The 21,632-nt window shown below is 51.0% G+C and carries 19 protein-coding genes and 1 tRNA gene; 10 read left to right on the forward strand and 10 right to left on the reverse strand.

The features are described 5' to 3' along the window. A complete protein-coding gene (locus Q8O77_RS13450) occupies positions 1-369 on the forward strand; it encodes a ThiF family adenylyltransferase (protein WP_305553989.1) in 369 nt (122 codons plus the stop codon). 44 nt (positions 370-413) lie between these two features. Here Q8O77_RS13450 and Q8O77_RS13455 read toward each other — a convergent pair whose 3' ends face one another. After that, on the reverse strand, positions 414-1,094 hold the full coding sequence (locus Q8O77_RS13455; RefSeq protein ID WP_305553992.1) for a class I SAM-dependent methyltransferase: 681 nt from the start codon (positions 1,092-1,094) through the stop codon (positions 414-416). Further along, positions 1,091-2,722 (reverse strand): MFS transporter, encoded by a 1,632-nt coding sequence (locus Q8O77_RS13460; protein ID WP_305553995.1) that lies wholly within the window; start codon positions 2,720-2,722, stop codon positions 1,091-1,093. Before Q8O77_RS13460 ends, Q8O77_RS13455 begins: the two co-directional genes overlap by 4 nt. Positions 2,723-2,879: 157 nt before the next feature. Here Q8O77_RS13460 and Q8O77_RS13465 point away from each other — a divergent pair, with 157 nt between their 5' ends. The 3 genes from Q8O77_RS13465 (at position 2,880) to hemN (ending at position 5,528) form a co-directional block, all read left to right on the forward strand. Next, positions 2,880-3,290: an Rrf2 family transcriptional regulator gene (locus tag Q8O77_RS13465; RefSeq protein ID WP_305553998.1), complete on the forward strand. Its 411-nt coding sequence runs from the start codon at positions 2,880-2,882 to the stop codon at positions 3,288-3,290. A gap of 97 nt (positions 3,291-3,387) precedes the next feature. Next, positions 3,388-3,918, forward strand: a complete 531-nt coding sequence (locus tag Q8O77_RS13470) for a DinB family protein (protein WP_305554002.1) — start codon at positions 3,388-3,390, stop codon at positions 3,916-3,918. 236 nt (positions 3,919-4,154) lie between these two features. Continuing rightward, positions 4,155-5,528, forward strand: a complete 1,374-nt coding sequence (gene hemN / locus Q8O77_RS13475; RefSeq protein ID WP_305554006.1) for an oxygen-independent coproporphyrinogen III oxidase — start codon at positions 4,155-4,157, stop codon at positions 5,526-5,528. A 36-nt stretch (positions 5,529-5,564) separates the two neighbouring features. Here hemN and Q8O77_RS13480 read toward each other — a convergent pair whose 3' ends face one another. After that, positions 5,565-6,191, reverse strand: coding sequence for a hypothetical protein (locus tag Q8O77_RS13480; protein ID WP_305554009.1), 627 nt, complete (start codon positions 6,189-6,191; stop codon positions 5,565-5,567). A gap of 26 nt (positions 6,192-6,217) precedes the next feature. Next, on the reverse strand, positions 6,218-7,894 hold the full coding sequence (locus Q8O77_RS13485; RefSeq protein WP_305554012.1) for a phosphate ABC transporter substrate-binding/OmpA family protein: 1,677 nt from the start codon (positions 7,892-7,894) through the stop codon (positions 6,218-6,220). Positions 7,895-8,234: 340 nt separating this feature from the next. Between Q8O77_RS13485 and Q8O77_RS13490 the strand changes: the two genes are divergently transcribed. The 5 genes from Q8O77_RS13490 to Q8O77_RS13510 all read left to right on the forward strand — a co-directional run bounded on the left by Q8O77_RS13490 (position 8,235) and on the right by Q8O77_RS13510 (position 16,354). After that, positions 8,235-10,925, forward strand: a complete 2,691-nt coding sequence (locus tag Q8O77_RS13490; RefSeq protein WP_305554015.1) for a TonB-dependent receptor — start codon at positions 8,235-8,237, stop codon at positions 10,923-10,925. An 80-nt stretch (positions 10,926-11,005) separates the two neighbouring features. Then, positions 11,006-11,788 carry a family 16 glycosylhydrolase gene (locus Q8O77_RS13495; protein ID WP_305554018.1) on the forward strand — a complete coding sequence of 261 codons (783 nt, stop codon included), beginning with the start codon at positions 11,006-11,008 and terminating at the stop codon, positions 11,786-11,788. A gap of 60 nt (positions 11,789-11,848) precedes the next feature. After that, positions 11,849-14,398: a glycoside hydrolase family 3 protein gene (locus Q8O77_RS13500; protein ID WP_305554020.1), complete on the forward strand. Its 2,550-nt coding sequence runs from the start codon at positions 11,849-11,851 to the stop codon at positions 14,396-14,398. Positions 14,399-14,489: 91 nt separating this feature from the next. Further along, entirely contained in the window at positions 14,490-15,551 is a 1,062-nt protein-coding gene (locus Q8O77_RS13505) for a sensor histidine kinase (protein WP_305554023.1), read from the forward strand. Beyond that, positions 15,548-16,354 (forward strand): LytTR family DNA-binding domain-containing protein, encoded by an 807-nt coding sequence (locus Q8O77_RS13510; protein ID WP_305554026.1) that lies wholly within the window; start codon positions 15,548-15,550, stop codon positions 16,352-16,354. The genes Q8O77_RS13505 and Q8O77_RS13510 overlap by 4 nt, the downstream gene beginning before the upstream one ends. Positions 16,355-16,417: 63 nt before the next feature. Here Q8O77_RS13510 and Q8O77_RS13515 read toward each other — a convergent pair. From Q8O77_RS13515 to Q8O77_RS13525, 3 genes are all read right to left on the reverse strand, one after another. Then, positions 16,418-16,494: transfer RNA gene (locus Q8O77_RS13515), tRNA-Val, on the reverse strand. Between the two features lie 130 nt (positions 16,495-16,624). Further along, positions 16,625-17,635 (reverse strand): DUF3080 family protein, encoded by a 1,011-nt coding sequence (locus Q8O77_RS13520; RefSeq protein WP_305554029.1) that lies wholly within the window; start codon positions 17,633-17,635, stop codon positions 16,625-16,627. Next, positions 17,601-18,980, reverse strand: coding sequence for an MATE family efflux transporter (locus tag Q8O77_RS13525; protein WP_305554032.1), 1,380 nt, complete (start codon positions 18,978-18,980; stop codon positions 17,601-17,603). Before Q8O77_RS13525 ends, Q8O77_RS13520 begins: the two co-directional genes overlap by 35 nt. 60 nt (positions 18,981-19,040) lie before the next feature. On the opposite strand from Q8O77_RS13525, the gene Q8O77_RS13530 reads away from it, so the two are divergent. After that, the gene (locus Q8O77_RS13530; protein WP_305554035.1) at positions 19,041-19,670 is read left to right on the forward strand and encodes a riboflavin synthase subunit alpha; all 630 of its coding nucleotides are present in this window, start codon (positions 19,041-19,043) and stop codon (positions 19,668-19,670) included. On the opposite strand, the gene Q8O77_RS13535 is transcribed toward Q8O77_RS13530, so the two are convergent. Genes Q8O77_RS13535 through Q8O77_RS13545 form a run of 3 tightly spaced genes read right to left on the reverse strand, consistent with a single transcriptional unit; the run spans position 19,667 to position 21,584 of the window. After that, complete coding sequence (locus tag Q8O77_RS13535) at positions 19,667-19,867, reverse strand: CPXCG motif-containing cysteine-rich protein (protein WP_305554038.1); 201 nt, start codon at positions 19,865-19,867, stop codon at positions 19,667-19,669. The genes Q8O77_RS13530 and Q8O77_RS13535 overlap by 4 nt on opposite strands. Before the next feature lie 33 nt (positions 19,868-19,900). After that, positions 19,901-20,671: a pteridine reductase gene (locus Q8O77_RS13540; RefSeq protein ID WP_305554041.1), complete on the reverse strand. Its 771-nt coding sequence runs from the start codon at positions 20,669-20,671 to the stop codon at positions 19,901-19,903. Between the two features lie 52 nt (positions 20,672-20,723). Further along, entirely contained in the window at positions 20,724-21,584 is an 861-nt protein-coding gene (locus Q8O77_RS13545) for a fructosamine kinase family protein (RefSeq protein WP_305554044.1), read from the reverse strand. Positions 21,585-21,632: the final 48 nt, after the last annotated feature.

The following is a 21,632-nucleotide window of genomic DNA, read 5'->3' on the forward strand; positions in this document are numbered from 1 at the left end:
TTGCGCGCGTTAAACGCCGACGTTACTATTAACGCCGCCTGTGTTAAGGCTAAAGTGCCGTTGGTATCGGGCGCGGCTATCCGTTTTGAAGGCCAGGTTGCCAGCTTTAGTATGCAAGGCGGGGGCGCCTGTTATCACTGCTTAAGCCAGCTGTTTGGCGAGCAACAGCTAACCTGCATGGAGGCCGGTATTTTAAGCCCGGTGGTCGGCATTATCGGCAGCATGCAGGCACTGGAAGCAGTAAAAATTCTCGCCGGTGTCGGCACACCGCTATACGGCAAGCTACAGCTGTTTGATGCCTTAACCGGCCAGTGGCGCGAGTTTAGCTTAAATAAAGATCCGCTTTGTAACGTGTGTGGTGCAACCTGATACGATTACTGAATAAACTATTGTAGCTACATTGTCACTGAGGCCTAACCAGCTGTGGCTACCCAACCACGAAACGAAAATGCCGCATAAAACAGTTCGATTTCTGTGAATCCTGCTTCGCTCAGCAGTATTTCTTCCTCAGCAACACTAAGCAGAGGCAATCGGTTGGCCATATTCGTCGCTGAGGCCTTGGCGTTTTGCCAATCAACGCCTGAGCGGCAGGCAAATGCGGCTGAGCGTGCTAACCAGTTATTGGCATCTGCACCCGGCATACTGTGATGGGCGACAACAAGGCGGGCTCCTGGTTTTAATCTGTGTCGGATTTCTTGCAAGGTTTGCAGCCGCTCATTCCGGTTAAGGAAATGTAATGTGAGCAAACAGGTTGCCCCATCGTATAAGGCGATGGGGGCTGCATCAATAGTGCCCTCTATCATCGTAGCCCGATGATTATAGGGTCCGATAGTGCGACGGGCCAGCTCAAGCATGGCTGCGGAGGGGTCGACGCCGGTGAATTCCCACTCCCGCTGGGCGTTTGCCATGGCTTTAATTTCCATACCGCCTCCGGCACCAACGACCAGGATATGCGCCGCTTGTTGTGCGCGTTCGCTAAGCAACAACTGTGTCATCGAATGCAGATCAGCCAGTCCCGGCACTTTTTGTGCTGTCTGCTCTGTATAGTCCGCGACCAAGGTCGGCTGTAAGAAGGGTTCTTGTAATGAGTTCATGATAATTTCCCCGGCGTTTCTGTGGTTAGGCTGTCTTTTTTGCCAGATGGTGTGTTGCTACGATCTTCTACAGGGCCACGTAGAAGAACAAAGACAAACAACAACACCATGACGACAACACCTGCCAGCATGGCCGTTTTCCAGCCTTCGACAAAGGCTTGTTGAGCACTCTGATAAAGCGCGTCGGAGTACGGGAGCCTCTGCTCTGCAATAGCCAAAGCGTTGGCTATGCCCTGACTCGCCAACGCAGCCGCTTCGGCGGGTATCCCGGGAAGGCTTGGGGTAATCGCACGGCTATAGCCAGCGGCAAAGACAGCGCCTAGCAGGGCAACTCCGAGAGATGTACCAAGCTCACGTGTTACATCGTTTAAGGCAGACGCAACGCCCTGTTGATCCCGTGGCAGTGATGAGGTAATAGCTTCTGTCGACGGCGCCATCGCCAGCCCCATGCCTATGCCCATTGCGATCATGCCGGGCAAGACGGAAATATAGCCGCCTTCGACCGATACCAGTAGAGCCATCAGGGCCAAACCAGATCCGCCCAGCAATACACCGGCCGCAATGGTTAAACGTGAGCCAATATGCGCCGCTAAATGCGGCGCAACGCCGGATAAAGCCATCATCAGCAATGCCATCGGCATCAGGCCAACCGTTGCAAGCAGAGCCGACCAGCCGAGAACAGCCTGAAAAAACGGATAAAGTACAATAAAAACACCAGCCTGTACGCCGAACCAGGTAAGAAGCGAGACAGAACCACTGGCCAGGCTACGTTTTGCAAATAATCTGACATTAAGTAAAGGCGCTTTGCAATGGCGTTGCCAGACAACAAAGGCAAGTGCTGAACCGATTGCTACAGCCAGAGCTGTAAGTGTTTCTGTCGCCGTCCAGCCGATCGCGGGCCCCTGATGAAGTGCGAAACTGGCGCCGATAATAGCAGATAGTGATAACGCCGAGCCGGGGAAATCAAATCCGTGCACAGAGGTGATACGGGAATTCGTAATCGACCCTTTGGCCATTAGCACTGCGATTATGACTAACACAACTGGCAGAGCGAAGAGCCAACGCCAGGACAGCAAGTCAACCAATGCCGCAGACAGGAACATGCCAAGTACGCCGCCCGCACCGGCCACGCCGGTCCATATGCCAATAGCTTTGGAGCGTTCCTCGTCAGGAAAGACGGAAGTAATAACAGAGAGTGTAACCGGCATGATCATCGCTGCACCAACCCCACTCATAAAGCGGGCAACAAGCATCATCTCAACACCCGTTGCCAAACCTGATGCAAGATTAGCTATAGCAAAGACAGCAAGGCCAATTAACAGAACCGTCTTGCGGCCCCAGCGGTCACCGACAGCACCAAGTGGCAGTAACAACCCTGCCAGGCTGATTGCATAGATATTAATTATCCACAGCACCTGGCTTTGGGATGCACCCAAGTCAAGCGCGAGATGAGGTTGCGCCACATTCAGGCCCGTTACCGCTGCAATAACCGCCATCAGTGCAATGCATACAGTGATAAGTATGCTTCGCCTTTGCTGAGCATCCTTAATAATATAGTCGCTAGCACGAAAATCAGCGCTAGCGGAAACTTCCGCATTGTTTATGTTAAAGTCATTGGGTGTGGACATAGCATCTCCGGCAGATGTTGCAGGTTCTCAGATGTAGTTACAGCAAATTGATGCAACTCACGTATCATTTAATGATACGTATGGTGTTGCCTGCTGTCAACAGACTAACGAGTCTCTGGTAAGGGTTGCACTCAAGGCATTATTTAAGGTTTAGTAGATGAATAAAGACACCAGACTATCCGACGTCTTACATGTGCTTTTGCACCTGGGGCAGGTTGAAGAACCGGTAACGTCAGACGTTCTCGCCAAATATATGGGCACAAACCCGGCAGTATTCCGGCGTACTATGGCGGGCTTACGAGAAGCCGGATATGTAACGTCAGGCAAAGGGCATGGGGGAGGCTGGCAGTTGGCTGTTCCGTTAAACCAAATCAGTCTGCTGGCTGTTTATAACGCGCTGGGGCAACCTAATCTTTTTGCTATCGGTAACCGCAGTATTCACCCGGATTGTAAAGTCAAAAAAAATGTTAATGCCATCATGGCAGACACCATGAGCCAAGCTGAAGCTCTGTTTGTAAAGCGATTTGGCGAGATAACGCTGGACAGCCTGATGCCGGGAAATCCGTAAGTATGGGCGTTCATATGTCAAAGACGGTATAAAATAAATGAGGTATTGGCCTGGGTTAAAGCCGCTGCCCGAAGTAATGCGGTAAGAGGATGCAATAATGGGAGCACATCAGGCGCAAATGCGGGGCTTTGCCAAATATAACCGTGAGTTTAATGCCAGGTTGTTTAAGCTGGCGGCGGGTTTAAGCGATAACGAGCGCAAAAAAGATCTTGGCGCGTTTTTTGGCTCTGTCCACGGCACGCTTAATCATATTCTGCTGGCCGATCGCATTTGGCTTGGCCGCTTTGCCAACGCCTTTTCTGCCATGGCGTCCCTGCAGCAAGCCGACCTGGTGCAGCAGTTCGGTTCGCTACGCGATGAGCTGTATGCCGACTTTACTGAGCTTAGCACGCAAAGGCTGGCGACCGACGAGGTAATAACGCAGTTTGCTGATGAGTTAACGGATGCACAGCTGGCCAGCACAATGAAATACAGCAATTCGCAGGGCCAGTTACGCGAACATCCCACTTGGGTGGCCTTAGCGCATATGTTTAATCACCAAACCCATCACCGCGGCCAGCTAACCACGCTATTGCACCAGCTTGGCCATGACGTTGGTGTAACCGATTTTGTCGCTTATGTAACTTAAAAGGCGTTGGCAAAGATGACGATACAGCCAGAGATATTCCGTGCTCATTTGCTGTCTGCTATCCCGCTAAAATAGCGCAGTATATTCTGCCATCACTTTTCAGAAGTTTGCTTAATGCACTGTCCGCGAATAATTTTAAACCGGCCTGTCGCCTGCGGCAGATCAAAGTTAACATGGTAAACCGGCTCTATACTAGCGCTTCGCAACCTTAGCTACGCGGAATTACAGAGGTAAAGATGGCGCCGGATACACACAAGCTGCAGTGGGACCCAGAGTTAATTGCCAAGTACAATATTAACGGCCCGCGTTATACCTCTTACCCCACCGCACTGGCACTGACTACCGGTTTTGACCACAGCCTGATCCCCGCTGCAATAAGCCAAAGCAGCGACACGCTTAGTCTTTATTTACATATCCCGTTTTGCCATAAGCTGTGCTACTACTGTGGTTGCAATAAGGTGGTGACACGGCATCAGCATAAGGCCGATATTTACCTTGATGCGTTAGCGCAGGAGATGGCGCTGTACGCGCCGCTGCTGGACAGTAAACGTATTAATCAGCTGCATTTGGGCGGCGGTACCCCCACTTTTCTGACCGAAGTACAACTTAGCCGCTTAATGGCGCTGTTGCATAAATACTTTAGCATTAACCCTGATGCCGAAATCAGCATTGAAATTGACCCACGCAGCTGCAGCGATGACAAGCTGCGTCATCTGCGTAGCCTTGGCTTTAACCGCGTCAGCTTTGGCGTGCAGGATTTAGACGAAAAAGTGCAAATTGCCATTAACCGCGTGCAGGATACGGAGCTTATCCGCCATCAGGTGGCGCTTAGCCGCGAGCTGGGTTATCGCTCAATTAATCTGGACCTTATTTACGGCCTGCCATATCAGCAAGCGGCCAGCTTTGCCGAAACGGTAGCTGAGATTATCCGCCTGAACCCGGATCGGATCTCACTATTTAGCTATGCGCATTTGCCGGAGCGCTTTGCTGCGCAGCGTAAAATAAGCGATAGCAGCCTGCCGGATGCGCCGTTAAAGCTTGAACTGATGCAACTGGCGATTAACCGCTTTGTCGGCGCAGGTTATCAGTTTATTGGTATGGACCATTTTGCCAAAGCGGATGACGCTTTAGCCAAAGCACAGCAAGCCGGTAAGCTGCAGCGCAATTTTCAGGGCTATACCACAGCAGGCCAGGATGCCTTAATTGCGCTGGGGGTTTCCGCCATCAGCCAGGTAAGTGGTGTGTTGTGGCAAAATAGCAAAGATTTACCGGATTACTACCGCGCTATTCACGCCGGGCAATTACCGGTTGAACGCGGTTTTAGCTTAAATACCGATGACAAACTACGGGCGGCACTGATAAGCCAGTTGATCTGCCACTTTGAGCTGGATGTTGAAGCCTTTAGCCGACAGTGGCGCTTAGCCGGCTTCTGGCAATATTTTGCTGAAGCGTTAAAGCGCTTGCAGCCGTTTATGGAAGATGGTTTGGTTGAGGTATACGCTGAACGCATCAAAGTAACCGACGCCGGCCGGCTTTGGGTGCGCAGCATCTGTGCCTGCTTTGATGCCTATTTAAGCCAGGGCCGGCAGCGGTACTCAAAGGTGGTTTAACAGCCTGTGCTATGAACCCTGTGCATAACCAACTCGTTAGCGGCTGCCTGACAACCGCTCTTGCTTTGCTGTCAGGTGAATAATGTTCCCCGCCGCGCTGGTTTCATTTTGCTCAGCTTTAGCCACGTCGCCGTGCAGTATAGCCAGGCGGCGTTTTACGTCTTCGACAGATTTGGCCGGGTTGTTATCGCCTGCTGCTTTCAGTTTCTCTCTGATTTGTGCCAGTTTATCCAGCGGTTTGCCGGCCACGCCGAGTTTCTCCAGCGTAAGGCCCTCATCGGCCATACGTTGCAGCAGCGTGTCTGAGGGCAGGCGCAAATGTTCACTAAGCAGATTGAGCAAATCCCGTACTTCAACCTGCTGTGACAAGGTCAGCATAGACATAGCGGCATGCAGCTGTTTTTCTGCCAGAAACATGGTTGTCAAATGGGCGCGCAGCACAGTATCTGAACTGTATTGCAATTCAGTGTCACTGTTGTGCGCCGGCTCAAAGGCACTGAGCGACAGGCCTTCAGCGCGCATCTGCGCCAGCAGTGCCGGCGAGGGCACATTCAGCTGCTGAAACACCCATTGAATATTGTGCTTTACCAGCAGTGCTTCGGTGGTGCTGAATGCACTGAACACCTGCTTCAGATTGTCGGTGTCAGACAATATGCGGTACATGGCTTGCTCTCCTGTAGTGCGGGTGTTTACAGCACCCAAACTTCTACCCGGCGGTTGCGTTCACGCCCGGCGTCCGTGTCATTATTTGCCACCGGCAACAGTTCGCCGTAGCTTTCAACTGCCACAACGGCTATACCTCTGGCGTTCAGTTCACGCTCTACTGCTTTAGCGCGGCGCAGGGCCAGCTCCGCATTTTTGGCTATAGCGCCTACAGCGTCAGAAAACCCCATCAGCACCAACCGGCGGCCGCGGTTGTTTTCCATATAGCGGATCAAGCGCTCCAAATCGCGCTTACCTTTGTTGTCCAGCTCATTTTCGCCGTAGTTAAAACGGAAATTCAGTGATAAGCGCTGGCCCTGACGGGCATAGTTGTTGTAGCTTGCCGGGGCACCATCGGCCGGAAACACTTGCTCAACACGGATGTTTTGCGAAATCAGGCCGGTTTGCTCAACCAGTTGCTGGCCTTGCTCTGAGATAGCAAATTGCGCAAAGTCTTTCGCCAGTTGCGACGCCGCCGTGGGCGTGTACAAATATAACCGGCGCGACAAGGCATAGTCTTCTGTGCTTACGGTAAAGCGGGTTGGGTAGATGGGCATACTGTCTGCGCCTTCGGAAATAGCCAACGCTTTGTTGTAAGAAATATAATTTAGCCCGATAAAGCCGATAGCGGTTTCATCTTGCGCCACGCTGACCGACAATTCAGAACTGGATTCAAAGCGCTGTGCCTGGTCGCTTAAGGTTTTACCGTGCTTTTGCAGCACCAGGGTTTTGAACGTATCGTAGGTACCGGACTGATCATCCCGCGCCAGCACGATAATGGGCTGGTCGGCGCCGCCAAGTTGCGACCAGCGGTTTATTTCACCGGCGAATATTTTCGCCAGGGTTTCGGTAGAAATAGCTTTTAACGGATTGTTTTGGTTAACAATAATGGCCAAGCCATCCATAGCAACAATGTGTTCATTGCCAATTTTACTTAAGTCGCCCAGCGCCGGTTGCAGCTTACGCACTTCATCGGCAGTGATGCGCCTTGATGACATACCCACATCGGCTTTGCCGCTGGCCAAATCTTTAAAGGCAGTGCTGGAGCCATGGGCATGCAGTTGCACTGTAGCCGGCTTTTCGGCCTGGGTTAGATTAAGCATATTCTCTACGGCAGAGCCTTGTTGCTGCCAGGCTAACTGCGTAGCCTGTTGTGAGGTAAAAAACGCCTCTAACAGGGCCGGGGCCAGCTTTTCACCCACAGTGTTAGAACCATGCAGCCGCATCAGCATCTCTGCTGCATGAGTGGGTGCCGGTGTAGGTGCTGGTGCGGCTGCAGCCGGCGCTGCTGTTGCTATTGCCGCAGCAGTAGGCTTGGCAGCCGCACTGTTAACCGGAGAGCTGTAAAACCACCAACCGGCAGCAATAGCCAGCAGCGCAACCAGCCCGACCGGAATAAACCAACGGCTGTTTACGGCCAGGGTAGAGTGCTGTGTTGCCGGCAGCGCCGCTGCGGCTAAAGCAGAATGGATAGCCTGCAGCAGTGCGCTAAGCTTTGCGTCTTGCAACTGGCCAAGTTCCTGCAATACCAACTGGCGGTACGCTGCATCATCGCGCATTTTTTCAGCAGAAATCTGAATGTCAAAGTCAGAGCGGCAAAGCTGCTCTAACTGAATAAATAACGGGTCTGTTGCAGGATGTTGCGGCGAATGAGTTGTTTTCACTGTACTTTACTGTCTTACCTCAAAGTGCGCTAAGTGTAAGAAAGGCAGATTGCAGTAACATTACAAACAGTAGCGGGCAACACAATATCAAACCGGAAAAACAAAAAACGCCGCTCAGCGATTACAGTTGAGTGGCGTTTTTGTTTGAATTTGTTGCTGTGTCCCGGCGGACTAAAGCCACACCCTTTTATAGCAGAAATATCGGCTTGTATTATCAGCAGTTCGCTTTACCGAAATGATATAGCCTTCGCTTAGATACCCCGACTAAAGTGCTTAAAAAATAACAACAGCAGGGTAGTTGTGCCTGCAAAAAACTAAGTACATCCGGGGAGGATAAGACATGCTAAAGCTTAACACTATAACCATGGCCATTGTAATGGCTTTTTCATTGCCGCTGGTTGCACAGCAAACTGAGCAGGCTTCGAATGATGCAGCTGAACAAGCATCAGCAAAAAATGACACCGCCATTGAAGTGATTTCGGTTACTGCCACCAAGCGTAAAACCCGCCTAATGGAAACGCCTGTTGCCATATCCGCGCTAAGTGAAGCGCAGCTGCGGCAAAGCGGGGTTAATAACGTAAAAGATATCGCCGACTTAGTGCCGGGGCTGGATATTTCAACCGCGACCGATCAGGCGGCGCCGGTGATTTCTATGCGCGGTGTGCGCTCTACCAACATTACTGAGCTGGGTGATCCTGCTGTTGGTGTGCATTTAGATGGCATTTACTCGCCGCGGATGCAGGGTGCTTTGGCACTGATGTACGATGTTGAGCGGGTAGAGGCACTGCGAGGGCCCCAGGGCACGCTGTTTGGCCGTAACTCCACCGTTGGCAGTATCAACGTTATTTCAGCCAAGCCCGACTTTACCGGTTTTGCCGGCAATATTAATGCTGAAGCCGGCAGATTTAACAGCAAAAATCTCGGCGGTTTTATCAATATTCCGCTAAGCGATGAGTTTGCTGTGCGTATTGCGGCAAAAGGGCTAAAACGCGACTCTTACCTCGAAGGCTATTGGGACCCAAACCAGTACGATACACGTCGCCTCAGCGAAGACGTACTGAACGCGCCGGTGATTTCTGAAGACTCTTACCAGGGCATTGGCGCTACCGTGACACAGCGGGAAAACTGGTGGATAGACGGTGCCGGTACTGACCCTGAAGCGCAGCGGGTGCGGGCGCTTACGCCAGCCGATAAAGCCGATTTTTATAATAATGCTAACGAACACTCGTTTCGCATCAGCACGCTGTGGCAACCGGCACACGGGCTGTTTAGCAACCATACCGTGTTTCAGCAATATGTGAACAACAGTGCCGGCACACTGGACTTAGTTAACTGCGATCAGCTACGTGGCAGACCTGACGAATATGGCGGTGATTGCTCGTCATTTTTACCAAGCGATAATACCTATCAGGCGGTGGTTAACGTACCTGGTGAACTGAAGCTGGATATTACTTATCTGCGCAACACCCTGAACTACAGTATTAATGATGAATTAAGCCTGGTATGGCAGTTGGGCTATGAGGACATGGACAGATCGTCTGCCCAGGACAGCGAGACAGGCTTGGACCCCTGGGATGGCGCTATCTTTTTCCTTAAAGGTACCGGTGCGACATCCTATTCGACAGAAATTCAGCTGCAGTCTGACGAATTTGGCGATCTGGTCTGGATAGCCGGCGTGAATTACTTCCACGAAAAAACCACAACCCTGGGCTATTACGACAACCCGATGGATGACAAAGCCTTTTGGGATCAGCCGGACCGCTCAACCGAAGCCTATGCGCTGTTTGGCCAGGCAACGTACAATATTACGGCTGACTTGCATGCCACCTTTGGCTACCGCTACAGCCACGAGACCAAGCAAGACAAAGGTGGCCGCACTTATCGCTGCTCGAATGCCGATGGCTGCGCGCCCGGCTGGTTAAACCGCAGCGTGCTGAACGAGTTACCGGTGGATTATTTTAATGATCCGGCACTATATGCCTCATATTTTGAAAACGACAATAAAGGCCAGTGGCGTAATCACGACTTCAGAATTGGTCTGGATTATAACCTGAGCCAGGACACCATGTTGTACAGCTATCTGGCATCAGGCTTTAAGGCCGGCGGTATCGGTGATGTATTTGAAGTGGTGAACGACAGAACCGGTGAGGTAAGCCGGTTTGAAACCCGGTTTGACCCGGAAAAAGTGCTGACGCTGGAGCTGGGCGCTAAATCAAGTTTCCTGAATAACTCGCTGAATCTGCAAGCGGCATTTTTCTACACCGACTATACCGATATGCAGTATGCCTCTGTTGGCTCCATCGGTAATGTCGAGCGTTTATCGCCGGTTGAAGACGAAAACGGCACGCCTATTCTGGATGAAAGCGGTATGCCGGTACTGGATTACCAGAACCAGCCGGTGATTGCCTACTATACGCAAAACGTGCCTGGCTCAACCATTAAGGGCATTGAGTTTGAATTTGACTGGAAACCTTATCAAAACGGCCGTATCAGCGGCTATGCCACCTGGACTCAGGCCCGTGTCAGCGAAGATTGGCTCACCAAATGGGATTACGACCCGGAGTATTTGTTTGGCTTGTCGTATGAAGAATCAATCGATCCGGAAAATACCCTGCTGACCACCAATCTTAAAGGCAATGATCTGGCGATGACGCCACGCTTTACTGCCAATGTCAGCTATACCCACAGCTTTGATTTAGGCCGTTTCGGCTATGTGCACAGCTGGTTTAATCTGAGCTGGAAAGATAAATCCTACACCACCATCTGGAACCTGGATAAGCATCTGGATGACATGGACTTTGCGGTAAGCGATGAAGCGGCGCAGTACATTACCGATAAACGTGACGCCTACACCATGGTTAATGCGTCATTAAAATATGAACCGCAAAGCCAGGCCTGGTATGCCGAAGTATTTGTTAATAATGCCACCGATGAAATGGTGCAGTACTGGAATAACACCAGCAAAGGTATCAATAAAGGCAGTTTCGGCATGCCACGTTACTACGGCATCAGAGCAGGTTTTAATTTCTAAGCTAAGCAGCCGCTAACGATGTGCCCAAACCAGTCTGTTGTGTGGCTTGGGCGCAATATCTTGTGTACCGACAGGACATTATGATGAACAGCAACTTTAAGCCCGTGATATTTGCGGTAACCTGCCTTTGCAGTACTACTACTGTGCAGGCAGAGTATTTTAAAGATGATTTTAGCTGGGGCTTTAACAGCAGTTTATGGTCAGCCAGAAGTGGCGGCAATGGCTCGCCTTTTGGTTGTACCTTTACCCCAGGCATGGTTTCACCCAGCTCGCACGGCATTACGCTGGCATTAAGCCAGGGCAGTTGCTCAGAGCTACAAAGCCGCAGCAGTTACGGTTACGGTAAAGTGCAGGGCGCGCTGAAAACCGGTAATACCCCCGGTACTGTCGCGTCTATTTTTACCTATACCTCCTGGTGGGATGCGCCAGGCCGTGCCTGGCAGGAGATTGATATTGAGTTTCTACCCTCGCTTGGCAATGTGGTGCACACCAACGTGATTTATCAGCCACAAGGCGGTACTTATCAAAGCTGGGAGCTGGATATTGATCTTGGCCAGTATGGGCTGAATATTCAGCAAAGCCTGTTGACTATAGGCTTTGACTGGAGTGCAAACCAAATTCGCTGGTATGTATTTGATGCAACGGGTAATGAGCAAACTATCCGAACGGTTTATAAAGATAATGGCGATGGTTATCTGGCCTCTGATGAAATACCTGCCTATGCCTGGCCGGTAGATAACAGCAAAATTATGCTTAACCATTGGCATGGCGACAACTCGCAAGACGGCTTTTATTTTCCGGGCCAGTACTTTGGCGGCAACGCCTGGGCCTATTACGACTTCATTGAATATATTCCCTATTAAACAGCAAGTGTCTGCCGTGGCAATTTTATTGCGTGGTCTGGGCAGACGAAGGAACCCGTTATGTTTTCACTCTCAGATGCAGCGCTTCGCAACACCTTTTTGTTAGGCTCGCTGCTGTTTCCGCTAAGCGGCCTGGCCGCAGATGCAGCCGCAGATACAGTTAGGGTTAGCTGGCCAAAGGCCGACACGGCGTTAAAAACCGACCCGGCGACAGAGCAACAGCTGGATGCCTTGCTGGCAAATATGAGCATAGAGCAGAAGGTGGCGCAAATTGTCCAGCCGGAAATTGGTTATCTGAGTGTCGCCCAAATGCGCAAATATGGCTTTGGCTCTTATCTTAATGGTGGCAACACGGCGCCTTACGGCCAGAAGCAGGCCGATGCCAAAACCTGGCTAAAGTATGCCGATGAAATGTATGCCGCTTCGGTTGATAGCAGTGAGGATGGCAGCAGCATTCCCACCATCTGGGGCACCGATGCTATGCATGGTCACAGCAATGTGTTTGGCGCCACGCTGTTTCCGCACAATATCGGCCTGGGAGCCGCCAGAGATGCTGATTTAATCCACCGCATTGGCCGGGCTACCGCTAAAGAAGTGGCGGCAACCGGTATCGAGTGGATGTTTGCCCCCACCGTCGCTGTGGTAAGAGATGATCGCTGGGGCCGTACCTATGAGAGTTATGCCGAAGATCCTGCTGTGGTTGCCGCCTATGCCGGGCCCATGGTAACCGGGGTGCAAGGGGAAATTGGCGCTGATTTTCTCAGTTTTTACCACCGTATTGCCACCGCCAAGCACTTTATCGGCGATGGCGGCACCGAAAACGGCCTTGACCGTGGCGATACCCTGGCCGACGAGCAAAGCCTGCGTGATATTCATGCCGCCGGTTACTACACCGCTATCAGCGCCGGCGTGCAGTCCGTGATGGCATCCTTTAACAGCTGGAACGGCAAGCGGGTGCATGGTGATCACTACCTGCTGACCGAAGTACTGAAACAGCAAATGGGCTTTGACGGCTTTGTCATCAGCGACTGGAACGCGCATAAATTTGTTGATGGCTGCGATTTAGAGCAATGCGCCGCGGCCTTTAATGCCGGTGTGGATGTGATGATGGTGCCGGAGCACTTTGAAGCCTTTTATCACAATACCGTGCAGCAGGTAAAAGATGGTGTTATTACAACGGCAAGGCTTGATGATGCAGGTCGGCGGTTCTTGCGCGCCAAAATACGCTGGGGCGTATTTAAGCGTGGTAAACCTTCAACCCGGCCGGAATCTTTAAGGCCAGAGTGGTTTAATGCGCCCGAACACCGTGAGTTGGCCAGAGAAGCGGTAAGAAAATCGCTGGTATTGCTGAAAAACAACAATAATATTCTGCCGGTGTCGCCCAAAAGCCGGGTACTGATAGCCGGTGACGGTGCAAACAATATTGCTAAACAGGCCGGTGGCTGGAGCGTGTCCTGGCAGGGCACCGATAACACCAATGCCGATTTTCCTAATGCTACGTCAGTGTATGCCGGTTTACGTCAGCAAATTGAAGCCGCCGGCGGTACGGTAGAACTCAGTGTTGATGGGCAATACAGCCGCAAGCCGGATGTCGCTATTGTGGTGATTGGCGAAGAGCCTTATGCAGAATGGTTTGGCGATATTCAGCTGCTGGAATATCAGCACGGCAATAAGCGCGATTTGGCGCTGCTGCAACGGTTAAAAAAGCAGCATATTCCTGTGGTAACAGTGTTTTTAAGCGGCCGGCCGTTGTGGGTAAATAAAGAGCTTAATGCTTCTGATGCCTTTGTCGCGGCCTGGTTGCCGGGCTCTGAAGGGCAGGGTATTGCTGATGTGCTGCTGAGAGATAGCAAGGGCAATATACAGTACGACTTTAGCGGTAAGCTTAGCTTTTCCTGGCCCAAATTCGATGATCAGTACCGGTTAAATGTCAAAGACGCGCAGTATGAACCGTTGTTTGCTTATGGCTACGGCCTTAACTATGCCGACAACATCAGGCTGGCGCAACTTTCAGAAGTGACCCGCGCAGCAGCAAAACAACGCCGCGGCGAACAGCAGCCGTTGTTTGTCAGAAATCTGGCCGACGGCCTGAGCTGGGCATTATCTGACAACACAACAGGGCAAAAAACGGTTAATGCGTCGTCAGCGGTGAGTGGCGATGGTAAAAGTTTGTCTATGCAGTCCGTTAATTTAGCCTATCAGGAAGATGGTCGTAAGTTTGTCTGGCAAACTGCTGGGGCCAGTGCAAGTGCCACTGCCAGCCTGAGATACACTGCAGCGCAGCCATTAACTACGCTTGGCGACAGTAAATTTATGCAGATGAGTATCCGCCTTGATCAAGCACCCTCTGCAGAGGTAAAAATTGAGCTGATGTGTCAGCAGTCCTCATGCCTGCGCTCAGAATCGCTGCTGCCGCTGTTAACTGGTCTTGAACGTGGGCAATGGCGTACTATCGCTTTACCGCTACACTGCGAGGGCACAAAGGCACCACAAGTAGCAGAAGATGCCCTGCGGCTAGGCACAACACAGCCGTTTAGTCTGGCGCTGGCAGATATTGCGCTGGTTAACAGTGTGGCGCAAACCACACAGCTACTTGACTGCGCGCCGTAAATACAGTGATATCGTGCCGGGTAATAACAGGTCAGGCAAGATATTCAGCGCTAAGCCTAAGGCAGTGAAGTGATAGTAAAGTGAAAGTAAATTGATAAAGTTAGAATCAAAAACACAGCTGTTTTGGTTATGCCAATATTGTGGTTGGGTAGCCTACGCTGTGCTTACCGAACTGATGATTAAAATGCCCGGCCAGGAACCCTGGGCCATTCATCTGCCTCATCTTTTGCTGGATACCTGCTGCGGTTTTTTTATTACTCTGCTGCTAAGGAGGTTATATGCCTGGTTCAGGCAGGAACCGGCCGGTGTAAGCATTTGCTTGCATATTATCTGTTTACTGGCGGCGTCACTGCTATGGACCCAGTTTAAATGGCATAGCTTGCAGTGGTTTTATGGTAGCTGGTGGCAACAGATGACCTGGTTCGACTTTGGCACCTGGACATCGGCGTCGTTAACCATGCTGGCAACCTGGACCGCAGGTTACTATGGTATAAAAATCTATCTGGATAATGCCGAGCAAAAGCATAAAGCGGCTGAAGCGCTGCATCTGGCAAAAGAGTCACAGCTTAAAATGTTGCGCTATCAGCTGAATCCGCATTTTATGTTTAACAGTATCAATGCTATCTGCACGCTGATTTTGAAGCAGCACAACGCCAATGCAGTAACTATGCTGGAAAAACTCTGTGATTTCCTGCGTTACAGCTTATATACCGATCCGCTGGCAAAGATAACGGTGCAGGAAGAGATCGCGCTGTTACAAACCTATATAGATATTGAACAGTGCCGCTTTCAAAGTGAACTTAATGTACAGATCAGTGCAGACAAAGGCTGCAATTCTGCGCTGATGCCATCGCTATTGCTGCAGCCGCTGGTTGAAAATGCCTTGAAACACGGTATTGGCAACAAGAATAATATTGCTATTGTCGTTAATTTTAGCTGTGATGACAGCCGGTTACATATTTGTGTTAGTGATAGCGGTACTGGTTTTAACCTGACAGAGCCGGCCTCGCGTGGCATTGGCATGAAAAATTGCCAGGAAAGACTACAACTGATCTACCCCGGATCGAGTTGTTTTAAGCTGGGCAATGATGAAAAAGGTGGTGCCTGGATCAACATTTCAATCCCGCTGGAAGCCTCAGAGAGCACTGAATGAAGCAGCTGAAAACCTTACTGGTAGATGACGAATACAGTGCTATCGAAGGGCTGGCTATCCGGCTTGCCGCCTTTCCCCGGATCAGCATCATCGGGCATGCGCGCAGTGTTGACGAAGCCATGACATTAATAAGTGCAACTGCGCCGGATTTAATTTTCCTTGATATTGAAATGCCCGGTAAGTCAGGCTTTGAGCTGATTAAACAGCTACAGCCGGAATCGTGCCCGGCGATTATTTTTGTTACTGCTTTTCATCAATATGCAGTTAAGGCGTTTGAAGTACGGGCGCTGGATTATTTACTAAAGCCGGTAAAAAAAGAGCGTCTGGCGGAAGCCATTGCCCGGGTGTCATCCAGGTTGGATAGCCCGGGCAACAAACAGCATATGCTGGAAGTACGCGACATTTTGCTAAATGGCGACACCACCCGTCAGACTGAGCCCGGCGGTGGATATCGGATTGAGCAGGAAAAGCTGGTGATTCAGGACGGGCACCACCCGGCGCAATTGATCCCCTATACCGATATTTTATGGATAGATGCCGCCGGCGACTATATGTGTGTGCACACCCGGGATGATACCTTTGTGATGCGGGCCAGATTAAAAAGCCTGATCAACGACGTGTTGCCCGATGGCTTTTTGCGTATTCACAAATCAACCATTGTTAACCTGCAACATGTCGCTAAGCTCGAACCGTTAATCAATTCAGAGTACAACCTTATTTTAATCAACAGTAAATCGCTGAAAGTCAGCAGAACCTACAGCAGGCAGTTAAAACTCAGCTTGTCAGGCGACAAAGCCGGCTGAATTGATAAAACAAAAACGCCGCTCAAGCTTAATAAGCTGAGCGGCGTTTTTGTTTAAATTTGTTGGTGCGTCCTAGTGGACTCGAACCACCGACCCCCACCATGTCAAGGTGGTGCTCTAACCAGCTGAGCTAAGGACGCACACTTTGTGTTGCTGGCCAAAACTACGCTTGGCAGACAACGGCGGCTATGTTATTGCGCCAGTGGGACAATGGCAAGTGTTTTTCTGCTAACACTGTGTGTTTGGTGCATTTTTCGCCGCATCGGCGGCTTACTGCTGTGCAGTAAGTTTAACCGGGCATTGGTTGTTCAGCGCTTGCCACCACTTTACGTGCTGGCTTAGCTCTGTGCGCATATCCAGGTACGTTTGTTCAAAACGCAATGTGAGCGGGGTGTTCAGGTCGGTGCGTTGATACAGCTGTTGTAATAACGGCCACAGCTGTTGTTGATAGCGGCTTAACTCGCTGGTGTACAGCTGTATTTCGCTGACAAAATACTTACTGAACACATTAGCCAGAATTTGCAGTTGCTCGCTGTCACGCTGCTGTGGGCACAGTGTTGTGGGCGCCACGGCTTCGGTTAGCCGGTTAAGTTGCGCCAACTGATGGTTGGCAGCACGTAAACTGTATTGCAGCCTGGCAACAAAGTTATAGCGATACAGCAGCTGCAGTTGTTGTTCAATATCCACCTGACTGGCAGCTTGCCAGTTTTGCTCAGCGATATACTGCTGTAACCGGTTAAGTTCGGTTAACGCTTGCCAGGTTTCGCTAAAGCCGGACGCAGCTTGCAGCGGCAACGCTTTGCGTATGCCCAGCAGTTCTTTGCGCAGCGTATCGTCGGTTAACAGCATATTATTAAAGGCAATATCAATGCTGTGTTGTTTTTGCTGGTACACCTGCTGTAACTGGTTTAGCAATGCGCTGTTGTCCCAGCTTTGCTGCAGGCAGTGTTGCAACTGGCTTAAAAAGCGCAGCTCATAACTTAGCTGTTTGCTGGCACTGTACACTTTACCCAGGCTGGAGTTGCGCTCGCCAATTAAGGTATCCAGGCTGCAGTGGCGGGTGGCGTAGGCGTCGGTAAGGTCCAGCCGTAGATCCGGCAGCGGGTGTTTTAAATCGCGTGGCTCTGCCAGTGGCGCAGCTGCGGGGAGTGGCGTATTGGCTACTTCCGTGTCCAGCACCCGTTCCAGTCGTTGCTGATAGTTATCCAGCGCTTTTCCACCGTTATTGTCTGAGCAGGCAATAAGGCTAATCAGCAGCAGAGGTAACAGCCAAACCTTCATGTTCAAACCTGTTTAACGTGCGTTTTAAGATAATGGCCAGTAGCACAGCAGCCACGCTAAGCCCGGCAATAATACCAATCCAGAAGCCATGTGCGCCCATCGCCGGTACCAGCCAGTTGGTTAATCCCAGTACGGCACCCAGGCCAAAGCCGATTGGCCAGTAAGCAATAAAGGTTATAAAAAATACCGGTTTGGTCACTTTCATACCGCGCAGCGCACAAGCCGACACCACCTGGATGGCATCAGATACCTGATAAAAACAGGCCAGAATAAGCAAGGATGCCGCCAGCGCAATAACGGTAGCGTCAGGCGAGTACAGCGCTGCTATGCTGCCTCTGAGGATAAAGGTCAGGCTGGCGATCACCAATGACATCAGCACCGCCAGTATGATGGCAGTCGACACGGCTTTTTTCAGCTCCATGATGTTTTGCTGGCCCACCAGATGGCCAACACGGATAGTGGTTGCCATACCCAGGCTAAGTGGCAGCATAAACACTATACCACTGTAGTTTTGCGCGATCTGATGGCCGGCCACCATAATAGGGCCAAGGTGCACTATGGCCAGCGGGATACAGGCAAACAGGGTAACTTCAAAGAAGATGGAAAAGGCAATAGGCGTGCCGATGCAGACAATTTGCCAGATATCTTTGAGGTTAATGCGATAACTGTCGGGGTGCAGCCGGTAGTGCCTGGTGGTGCGGCTAAACCAACCGTAAATTAAAATGGCGATAAACATAGCAAAAAACACCAGCGCAGTGGCGATACCACAGCCAGCGCCGCCCAGCGCCGGCATGCCCAGTTTGCCGTAAATAAACACATAGTTGGCCGGAATATTCACCAGGATCCCAACAAAGCTGATCCACATGCTGGCTTTGGTGTTGCCGATACCTTCAAACATACTGCGCACAACCATGTAACCTGCCGCCGGAAACAAGCCAAAGCTGACGTAATATAAGTAGTCGAGCGATTTTTGTCGCAGCGTTTCATCCATGTTCAGCAAATCTATCGGTACATGCACGTACAGCATCAACACAAACATGGCGGCGGCCAGGGCCATGGCTAAATACATAGCCTGCACGGTGAAGTGGGTAACCGGTTTGATTTGTTTGCTGCCATAGTACTGCGCCACTATCGGTGTGAGCGCCAGTAATAAACCCTGCATGGTCATTACCACCGGAAACCATAAACCGGAGGCGACGGCTATAGCGGCCATATCAACCGCACTGTAGCGTCCGGCCATGACGGTATCGACAAAGTACATCAGGGTTTGTGTCAGCTGTGCCAGCACTATGGGGCCGGAAAGTTTCAGGATGGTTCTGGCTTCAAAGCGGGAAAAAGGTAACATATGCAGGTCTGTTGTATCAGCAGCGTGTAATGGCGCGCAATGTAGCACAAATGGGGGCTTATGTTTACCGGAATAGTTCAAACTAAGGCTGAGTTAACAGCCGTTGCCGATAAAGCGGCATTTCGTCAGTTGACCCTGCAGCCTGGCGCTGTACACCTGCAGAATTTAAGCCGCGGCGCCAGTATTGCCGTTAACGGCGTCTGTTTAACGGTAACCGACTTTGACAGCGAAGCCGGTTGGGTGCGTTTTGATGTAATAGCCGAAACCTTAAGCAAAACTAACCTGGGCCGCTTAAAGGTGGCTGATGCGGTTAACTTTGAGCGCTCGTTAAGCTTTGGCAGTGAATTGGGCGGCCATATTGTCTCCGGCCATATTCAAACCACGGCGACGATAACGGCAGTGGATAAAAGCACAAATAACTGTGCGATGCGGCTGACGCTGGCGCCGGAATATATGCGTTATATTCTCAGCAAAGGCTTTATTGCGGTAGAAGGCTGCAGCTTAACGGTAGGTGAAACCTATGCCGATGGTTTTAGTTTGTATCTAATCCCGGAAACACTGGCTATTACCACCCTTGGGCAAAAGCAGCAGGGCGATACAGTAAATATCGAGCTGGACCAGCAAACGCAAACCATAGTGCAAACGGTAGAGCGTATTATGGCAGAGCGTTTTGCTGCGACGACTATTTAGTAATACTGTTCGTCGTCGGCGTCGATAAACAGCTGCACACTGTGGTGCAGCTCATCTTTATGTACCCGCACATGGATAGGATTGCAGCAGTTGCTGCAGTCCTCGGTGTAATCCTGGTCTTCATCAATAACCTCTACGCTTAAATGCATAGGGTGGCCGCAAAACGGGCATTCAATGGTTTTGTGCAGTATGTCCATACTCCCTCCGCCGGTAAGTGGCGTAGCTTAATATCAGGCCTTATTGCTGCCGCCTAAACTGCGGCCGCCATCTACGGCAATAATTTGCCCGGTGATATAAGGCGCCTGTAATAAAAACAGCAGGGTTTGCGCAATATCGGTGGTGGCTCCCAGCCGTTGTAACGGTATTTGCGCCAGGATCTGAGCTTTATCCTGCTCCGCCAGCGGTGTTGCTGTTGCCGGCGACTCGGGCCACAAAATGGCACCCGGTGCAATACCATTGACTCTGATTGTAGGCGCTAATTCCCGTGCCAGCGACTTTGTCATCATTAACAAGGCGGCTTTGGCCATACAGTAGATGCTGTGGCCCAGCAGCGGCTTTTCGGCGTGAATATCTACCATATTAATAATGGCGCCGTGGTTTTTTGCCAACTGTGGTGCTAAGGCCTGGCTTAAGAAGTAGGGCGCCTGTACATTGCTGCCAAACAGCTCTTGCCATTGTGCAGGTGTTGCGCTGCCAACTGCGGTGGGATAAAACGCCGAGGCATTGTTTACCAATACGTCCAGCCGGTTAAAACACGCCAGAGCCTGCTGCGCTAACTGTGGCAGCGCTGCCATATCGAGTAAGTCGGCCTGCAATACCGCCGCACTGTGTGGCCGAAGCTGGTTTAACTGTTGTGCCAAAGCGTCGGCTTCGCTGCGGGAGCGGTTGCAATGAATAATCACGCGGTATTGCTGCTGATGCAGCGTTTCTATCATTTGCCGGCCAAGGCGTTTGGCGCTGCCGGTAATAAGGACAACAGGTTGAGGGGCGGGAGTGGACATCTGGTATTCTTCCTGAACTACAGGCGGTGTTAGTGCTGTGGCCGGCTGCAGTTTAGTAAAACAGCTGTTTTACCATTTCCTGCGCCTGCACCAGATAAGCACCGCGAAACAAATAGGCATGGTTTAACACATGATACAGATTGTACAGTGCTTTGCGCTGCTCAAAATCGGCATCCAGCGGATAAAACTCATTGTACGCCTGATAAAAGCTCTCATCAAAGCGGCCAAACAGGCTGCTGTAGGCGATGTCGGTTTCTCTGTCACCAAAATAACAGGCGGGATCAAACACCGCCGCGCCGCTTGCCATAAAGCCGACATTACCACGCCATAAGTCGCCGTGCAGCAGGCTGGGCGGTGGTTGGTAATGCTGCAGGCGCTGGCGGCATTGCTCTACCAGGTGATCAATTTTGCCAAAGCCGAAACCCTGCTCCAGCAGCAACTGTAATAGCCAGCCAATACGCTGCTCAGAAAAAAAGCTGCTCCAGTTACTTTGCCATTTATTCGGCTGCACAGTGCGGCCAAGCATATTGTCCCAGTCGAAACCGTACATTGCCTGGTCGTGTTGTTTATGCAGTAAGGCTAATTGCTGCGCCAGTTGGCGCCAGTCGCCACCGTTGTCGTTAATCAGTGGCAAGTATTCCAGTACCAAAAAGGCTTTATCAATAGTTTGGCCGGCACAGACTACATCCGGTACGCGAATGCAGTGGTGCTGGCGCAGTGCCTGCAGGCTTAAAGCTTCGGTTTCAAACTGCTCAAATTGTTCGCGTTGATTAATTTTGACAAAGAAATCCTGTTCAGCGTTACTGATATGCCAGGCCAGATTAATTTCGCCGCCGCTAAGTTGAGTTTTCTGCGTAATATGGAACTGCCCGCCCAACTCACTGTTGATATGATCTGTAACCGCCTGCCACATAATAACCTCCGCGTTGTGCTGTGGTTTGAGTATGGCTGATAAAGCGGA

Origin of the sequence: Rheinheimera sp. (assembly GCF_030690345.1) — a bacterium.
Classification (GTDB): domain Bacteria; phylum Pseudomonadota; class Gammaproteobacteria; order Enterobacterales; family Alteromonadaceae; genus Alishewanella.